A 6,728-nucleotide genomic window follows, 5' to 3' on the forward strand; every position below is an offset into this window, starting at 1 on the left:
AATCAGATTCTGATAAAAAAGTGGATTCCATGTTAGATAAGAAACCTCAAGCAATTACTCAAGATCAATCTGCTCAAACGGAAAAACCGGACCTAAAACCGGCTACCAGTGAGGAGGTAAATCAATTGGTTGAGGACCGTAAAATAGAATTTAACCAAAACTGGCATTTTAAACTCAATGCCAATGCCAAAGACGCTATCAAACCAGATGCAGATGTATCAAGCTGGAAGAAATTAGACCTTCCTCATGACTGGAGTATTTACAATGACTTCGATCATGATTCTCCTGCCCAAAACGAAGGTGGCCAACTCAATGGTGGTGATGCTTGGTATCGCAAGACCTTTAAACTAGATGAAAAAGACCTTAACAAGAATGTTCGCCTAGTCTTTGATGGTGTTTATATGGATTCGCAAGTCTATGTAAACGGTCAGCTAGTTGGTCACTATCCAAATGGTTACAACCAATTCTCTTATGACATCACTGATTATCTCAATAAAGACGGTCGTGAAAATGTCGTGGCTGTACATGCGGTCAATAAACAACCAAGTAGCCGTTGGTACTCAGGAAGTGGTATTTACCGCGATGTTACCCTTCAAGTCACAGATAAGGTTCATGCTGAGAAAAATGGAACAACGATCTTAACACCAGACCTTGAAAAACAACAAAATGGTAAGGTTGATACTCATGTAACAAGTAAGATCGTCAATACAGATGACAAAGATCATGAAATTGTTGCTGAATACCAAATTATTGAAAGAAATGGTCAGGCTGTAACGGACGTGGTTCGTACAGATAGCCAAGTCTTGAAAGCTCATCAATCAACTAGCCTAAATGCTATTTTACAAGTTGAGAAACCAAAACTCTGGACAGTCCTTAACGATAAACCAGCTCTTTATGAATTAGTGACTCGTGTTTATCGTGACGGCCAATTGGTCGATGCCAAGAAGGACTTGTTTGGTTACCGTTACTATAACTGGACACCAAATGAAGGCTTCTCTTTGAATGGTGAACGCATTAAATTCCATGGAGTTTCTCTTCACCACGATCACGGAGCTCTAGGGGCTGAAGAAAATTATAAGGCAGAATACCGTCGTCTGAAACAGATGAAGGATATGGGTGTCAACTCTATCCGTACAACCCACAACCCAGCTAGTGAGCAGACCTTGCAGATCGCTGCAGAACTAGGTTTGTTGGTGCAAGAAGAAGCCTTCGATACTTGGTACGGTGGTAAGAAACAGTATGACTACGGACGTTTCTTTGACAAGGACGCTACTCACCCAGATGCTAAAAAAGGTGAAAAATGGTCTGACTTTGACCTACGTACAATGGTCGAAAGAGGCAAGAACAACCCTGCTATCGTCATGTGGTCTATCGGTAATGAAATCGGTGAAGCAGACGGAAAACCTCGTTCTCTAGCGACTGTTAAACGCTTGGTGCAAGTGATCAAGGCAGTTGATAAGACACGCTATGTCACTATGGGAGCAGACAAGTTCCGCTTTGGTGATGGTAGTGGTGATCATGAAAAGATTGCGAACGAACTTGATGCGGTTGGATTTAACTATTCAGAAGACAACTACAAGAAACTACGTGCTAAACATCCAAACTGGTTGATTTACGGATCAGAAACTTCTTCTGCAACTCGTACTCGTGGTAGCTACTTCCGTCCAGAAAGTGAGCTAGTTCATAGCAACCAAGCTTACCGTCATTATGAGCAATCAGACTACGGTAATGACCGTGTTGGTTGGGGTAAAACAGCTACAGCATCTTGGACATTTGACCGTGACAATGCAGGTTATGCTGGTCAGTTTATCTGGACAGGTACCGACTATATCGGTGAGCCTACTCCATGGCACAACCAAAACAACACACCAGTTAAGAGTTCTTACTTTGGTATCGTAGATACAGCTGGAATTCCTAAGAATGACTATTACTTGTACCAAAGCCAATGGGTTTCTGCTCAGAAGAAACCAATGGTTCACCTACTTCCTCACTGGAACTGGGAAGATCCTACTCTTAAAGCTAATGTAGCGGATGCAGATGGTAAAATTCCAGTCCGTGCTTACTCTAATGCTGCAAGTGTTGAGTTATTCTTGAACGGTGAATCTTTAGGCAAGAAGACATTTAACAAAAAACAAACTAGCGATGGACGTACTTACCAAGAAGGTGCCAATGCTAAGGAACTTTACCTTGAGTGGAAGGTTGCTTTCGAAGCTGGAACCTTGGAAGCAGTAGCTCGTGATGAAGCAGGTAATGAAATTGCTCGTGATAAGATTACGACTGCTGGTGAGCCTGCAGGTGTTCGTTTAGTCAAAGAAGAACATGCTATCGCAGCAGACGGAAAAGACCTTACTTATATTTACTATGAAATCGTTGACCAGGCTGGTAATGTAGTTCCTACAGCTAACAACCTTGTGCGCTTCCAGTTGCATGGTCAAGGTCAAATTGTCGGTGTGGATAACGGTGAACAAGCTAGCCGTGAGCGTTACAAAGAACAAGCAGACGGTTCATGGATCCGTAAGGCCTTCAATGGTAAGGGTGTTGTCATTGTCAAATCAACTGAGCAAGCAGGTAAATTCACTTTGACTGCCCACTCTGATCTCTTGAAATCTGATCAAACAACCATTTTCACAGGTAAGAAAGACCAAGAAGAAAAAACTGTCTTAGGTACAGAAGTACCTAAAGTACGTACAGTTATCGGACAAGCACCAAAAATGCCTAAGAAAGTGGCATTTATCTACAGTGACGGCAGTCGTGCAAAACTTCCAGTAGAATGGTCAGCAGTTGATGTCAACGAACCAGGAATTGTGACTGTTAAAGGTGTGGCAGAAGGACGTGAAGTAGAAGCGCGTGTTGAAGTCTTGGCTCTCGAAGCAGAATTGCCTATAGTCAAGAGAATCGCTCCAAATACAGACCTAAATTCAGTTGACAAATCTGTTTCCTACGTATTGTCAGATGGTACTGTAGCAAGCTATGATGTTGATAAGTGGGAAATTGCAGCTGAAGATCAAGCTAAACTAGCAATCCCAGGATCACGCATTCAAGCAAAAGGTATTTTAGAAGATGAAGAAATCGCTGCGACCTTGGTAGTAGCAGAAGGTGAAGCTGCTAATCCAGTAGTTCCAAGTGTAACCGTAGCAGACCAAACTGTAGAAGGTCTTTCAACTGAGCAACCAGTAAAATACCACAAGCTTGCTTATGGCGCAGCTTTGCCAGAGGTTAAAGCTACGGCTGAAAATGCTCAAGTGACAGTTATTCAGGCTAATGAAGCAAATGGTATGCGTGCAAGCATCCATGTTCAACCAAACGATGGTGGCCCACTACAAACCTATGCTATCCAATTCCTACAAGAAGCTCCACAAATTGAACGTTTGAGCCTAGAAGTTGAAAATGCAGCTACTTTGAAAGAAGATCAAACTGTCGGTATCAAGGTCTTGGCTCACTATCAAGACGGTACACAAGCAGTCTTGAAAGCTGACAAGGTTACCTTCTCAACTACAGGTGAAGGAGATGTAGCCGTTCGTAAAGGTATGCTTGAATTGCATAAACCTGGTCAAGTAACTCTGAAAGCTCAATTTGAAGGAGCAGAAGGCCAGATTGACTTGAACATTCAAGCAAATACTGAAAGCAAAGTTGTCCAAGCCATCCGTCCAGTTAGTGTCGTGACAGGTTTGAACCAAGAACCAAGTCTACCTGCTACTGTAACTGTAGAGTATGACAAAGGATTTCCAAAGGTTCACAAGGTGACTTGGCAAGCAGTTGCTAAGGAAGACCTTGCTAAATACCATAGTTTTGATGTCTTAGGTAAAGTTGAAGGAATTGAGAAAGAAGCACATGCTAAGGTATCTGTCGAAGGTATCATTGCTGTCGAAGAAGTGAGCGTAACTACTCCAGTTGCAGAAGCTCCTCAACTACCAGAGAGCGTTCGTACTTACCACTCAAATGGCCAAGTCTCTTCAGCTAAAGTAACTTGGGACGCTATTGAACCAAGCCAATACGCACAAGAAGGCAAGTTTACTGTGACAGGACATGTAGAAGGTACTCAACTACCAACTAAACTTCATGTTCGTGTATCTGCTCAGACAGAAACTGGTGCTAATATTTCTGACCAGTGGACTGGTTCAGAATTGCCACTTGCCTTTGCATCAGACTCAAACCCAAGTGACTCAGTAGCCAATGTCAATGACAAACTAATTTCATATAACAACCAACCAGCAAACCGCTGGACAAACTGGAACCGTACAAGTGAAGCATCCGTAGGAATTCTCTTTGGTGACTCTGGTATCATGTCTAAACGTTCAGTTGATAACCTCAATGTAGCCTTCCACGAAGACCACGGTGTTGGTGCACCTAAATCCTATGTCATCGAATACTATGTCGGTTCAGAAACTCCAACAGTTCCTAAGAATCCAAGCTTCGTAGCACGCGAAGACCATGTCTTTAATGACGATAAAAACTGGAAAGAAGTAACAAATCTCAAGGCTCCAGATCAAGTCAGAGCTGGAGAAATGACCCACTTTAGCTTTGATAAAGTCAACACTTACGCAGTTCGTATCCGCATGGTTAGACCAGATGGTAAATGGGGAACTTCTATTACAGAAATGCAAGTCTTCTCTAAACAAGTAGCTGCAGCTAAGAAAGCTCAAGCACAAATCCAAGTAGATGGAAAAGATTTGCCAAACTTTAACCCAGGCTTGACTGACTACTATCTTGAAGCAAGCCAAGGAAAAGCTCCAGCTGTTACAGCAAGTGTTACTGAAAATGGTATTGCAACAGTTGTACCAAGCGTACGTGAAGGAGATCCAGTCCGTGTTGTTGTCAAGGCTGAAAATGGAGATATCCTAGGTGAATACCGTCTACACTTCACAAATGATAAAGATTTACTCGCAAGTAAACCTGTTGCTGTTGCCAAATCCTCTCGCTTGGTTGCTAAAGGACAAACCCTTGAGTTACCAGCAAAAGTTCCTGTCTACTTCACAGGAAAATCTGACTATGAAGTGAAAGACTTGGCTGTTGACTGGGAAGCAGTTCCAGCAGAAAATCTAACAAAAGCAGGTGAATTTACAGTTCATGGTCGCGTTTTGGGTACTGATTTAACTGCTGAAGTGGCTGTACGTGTGACAGACAAACTCGGTGAAAACCTTTCAGACAACCCAGACTTCGATGATGACAGTAACCGTTCATTTGCCTCAGCAACTAACGATATTGATCCAAACTCTCATGACCGTGTAGATTATGTTAACGATGGTTCAGATGATGAAACCCGTCGTTGGACCAACTGGTCTGCAAGTCCATCTGAAAATCCAGAAGTCTCAGTAGGAGTTATCTTTAGAGAGGCTGGTAAGATTGTTGAACGTTCAGTAGCAGAAGGAAAAATTCGCTTCTTTGCAGATGGTGGAACAGACGCCCCTTCTAAACTCGTCCTAGAACGCTATGTGGGACCAGAATTTGATTCACCAGAATATTACTCTAACTACCAACCATACGATCCAGAACATCCATTTAACACTCCTTCTAACTGGGAGAAAGTTGAATACCGTGCTGATCAAGAGGTTCAAGCAGGAACTGATATCCATGTAACCTTTGCACCGGTCAAAGCTAAAGCTATGAGATGGCGCATGGACAGAAAAGCAGACAAGAAGGGTGTGGCTATCACTGAAATGGCCTTTATCGCCCCAAGTGAAGCTCCTAAAGACAATACAGCTTCTAAACTTCTAGTAGATGGTAAAGAGCTTGCTGACTTCTCTGAAGCTCGTGCAGATTACCAAGTAACCTATAGTGGAACTCGTCCTAAAGTGACAGTGGAAGCTGGTGAAAACGTAGCGGCAACAGTTGTTGATAGTGGGGATGACAAACTTCCAGTCTTGGTACGTCTCGTTTCAGAAAGTGGTAAACACGTCAAGGAATACCGTATCCAATTGGCTAAAGAAAAGGTTGAAACTGCTAAGACAGAACCAGCTGTACAGGAAGAACTCCCTAGCCTAGAAGTGGTAGAAGAAGCAATCAGCTTCAAGTCTATTAAGCAAGATGATCCAACCCTAGCAGAAGGTGAAACTCGCGTTTCTCAGGCAGGTCGTGAAGGTAAAGAACGCATCCTGACTGAAGTAGCAGTAGATGGAAGCCGTACTGAAAAACTTCGCGAAGTTGTTGAAGCAGCACAAGATGAGATTGTCTTAGTCGGAACTAAGAAAGAAGTAGCTGGTAAAACTGATCCAGCTATCCACGAGGTTCCAGAATTCACAGGCGGTGTCAATGGAGCAGAAGCTGCTGTTCATGAAGTCCCAGAATTTACAGGTGGTGTCAATGGAGCAGAAGCTGCTGTTCATGAAGTACCTGAGTTCACTGGTCATGTAAATGGTTCAGAAGGAACTACCCATGAAGTTCCACGCTTTGAAGGTGGTGTTCCTGGTGGAGAAGGGACTAGTCACCAAGTTCCAGAATTTACAGGTAGTGTGAATGATTCAGCCCCAAGTACCCGTGAAACTCCAGCATACAGAGATGAGCAGTCACAAGTAGCTCTTGCTATGTCACAAGACAAGACCTACCAAGCGCCTGCAAGTCGTCAAAATATCCTCCCAGAGACAGGTACTAAGGAAAATGCAACCCTCGCAACAGCAGGTGTTGTAGGAGCACTTCTTGGTATGTTTGCAATGGGAAAGAAAAAAGAAGACGAATAAGATGATGTAATAAGCATCCAAGTCATAGAGAGTGGGACAGAAATCGGTAATTCG

2 pseudogenes are annotated in these 6,728 nt (G+C 43.1%); both read left to right on the forward strand.

Annotation, left to right across the window (positions count from 1 at the left end):
- Positions 1–74: 74 nt before the first annotated feature.
- Positions 75–6,189 (forward strand): annotated as a pseudogene (gene bgaA, locus HMPREF2728_RS03960) (LPXTG-anchored adhesin/beta-galactosidase BgaA); the annotation flags it as partial.
- A 32-nt stretch (positions 6,190–6,221) separates the two neighbouring features.
- A pseudogene (locus HMPREF2728_RS11045) lies at positions 6,222–6,674 on the forward strand (SIALI-17 repeat-containing surface protein); the annotation flags it as partial.
- Positions 6,675–6,728: the final 54 nt, after the last annotated feature.

It is taken from the genome of Streptococcus sp. HMSC061D10 (genome assembly GCF_001808865.1).
Classification (GTDB): Bacteria; Bacillota; Bacilli; order Lactobacillales; family Streptococcaceae; genus Streptococcus.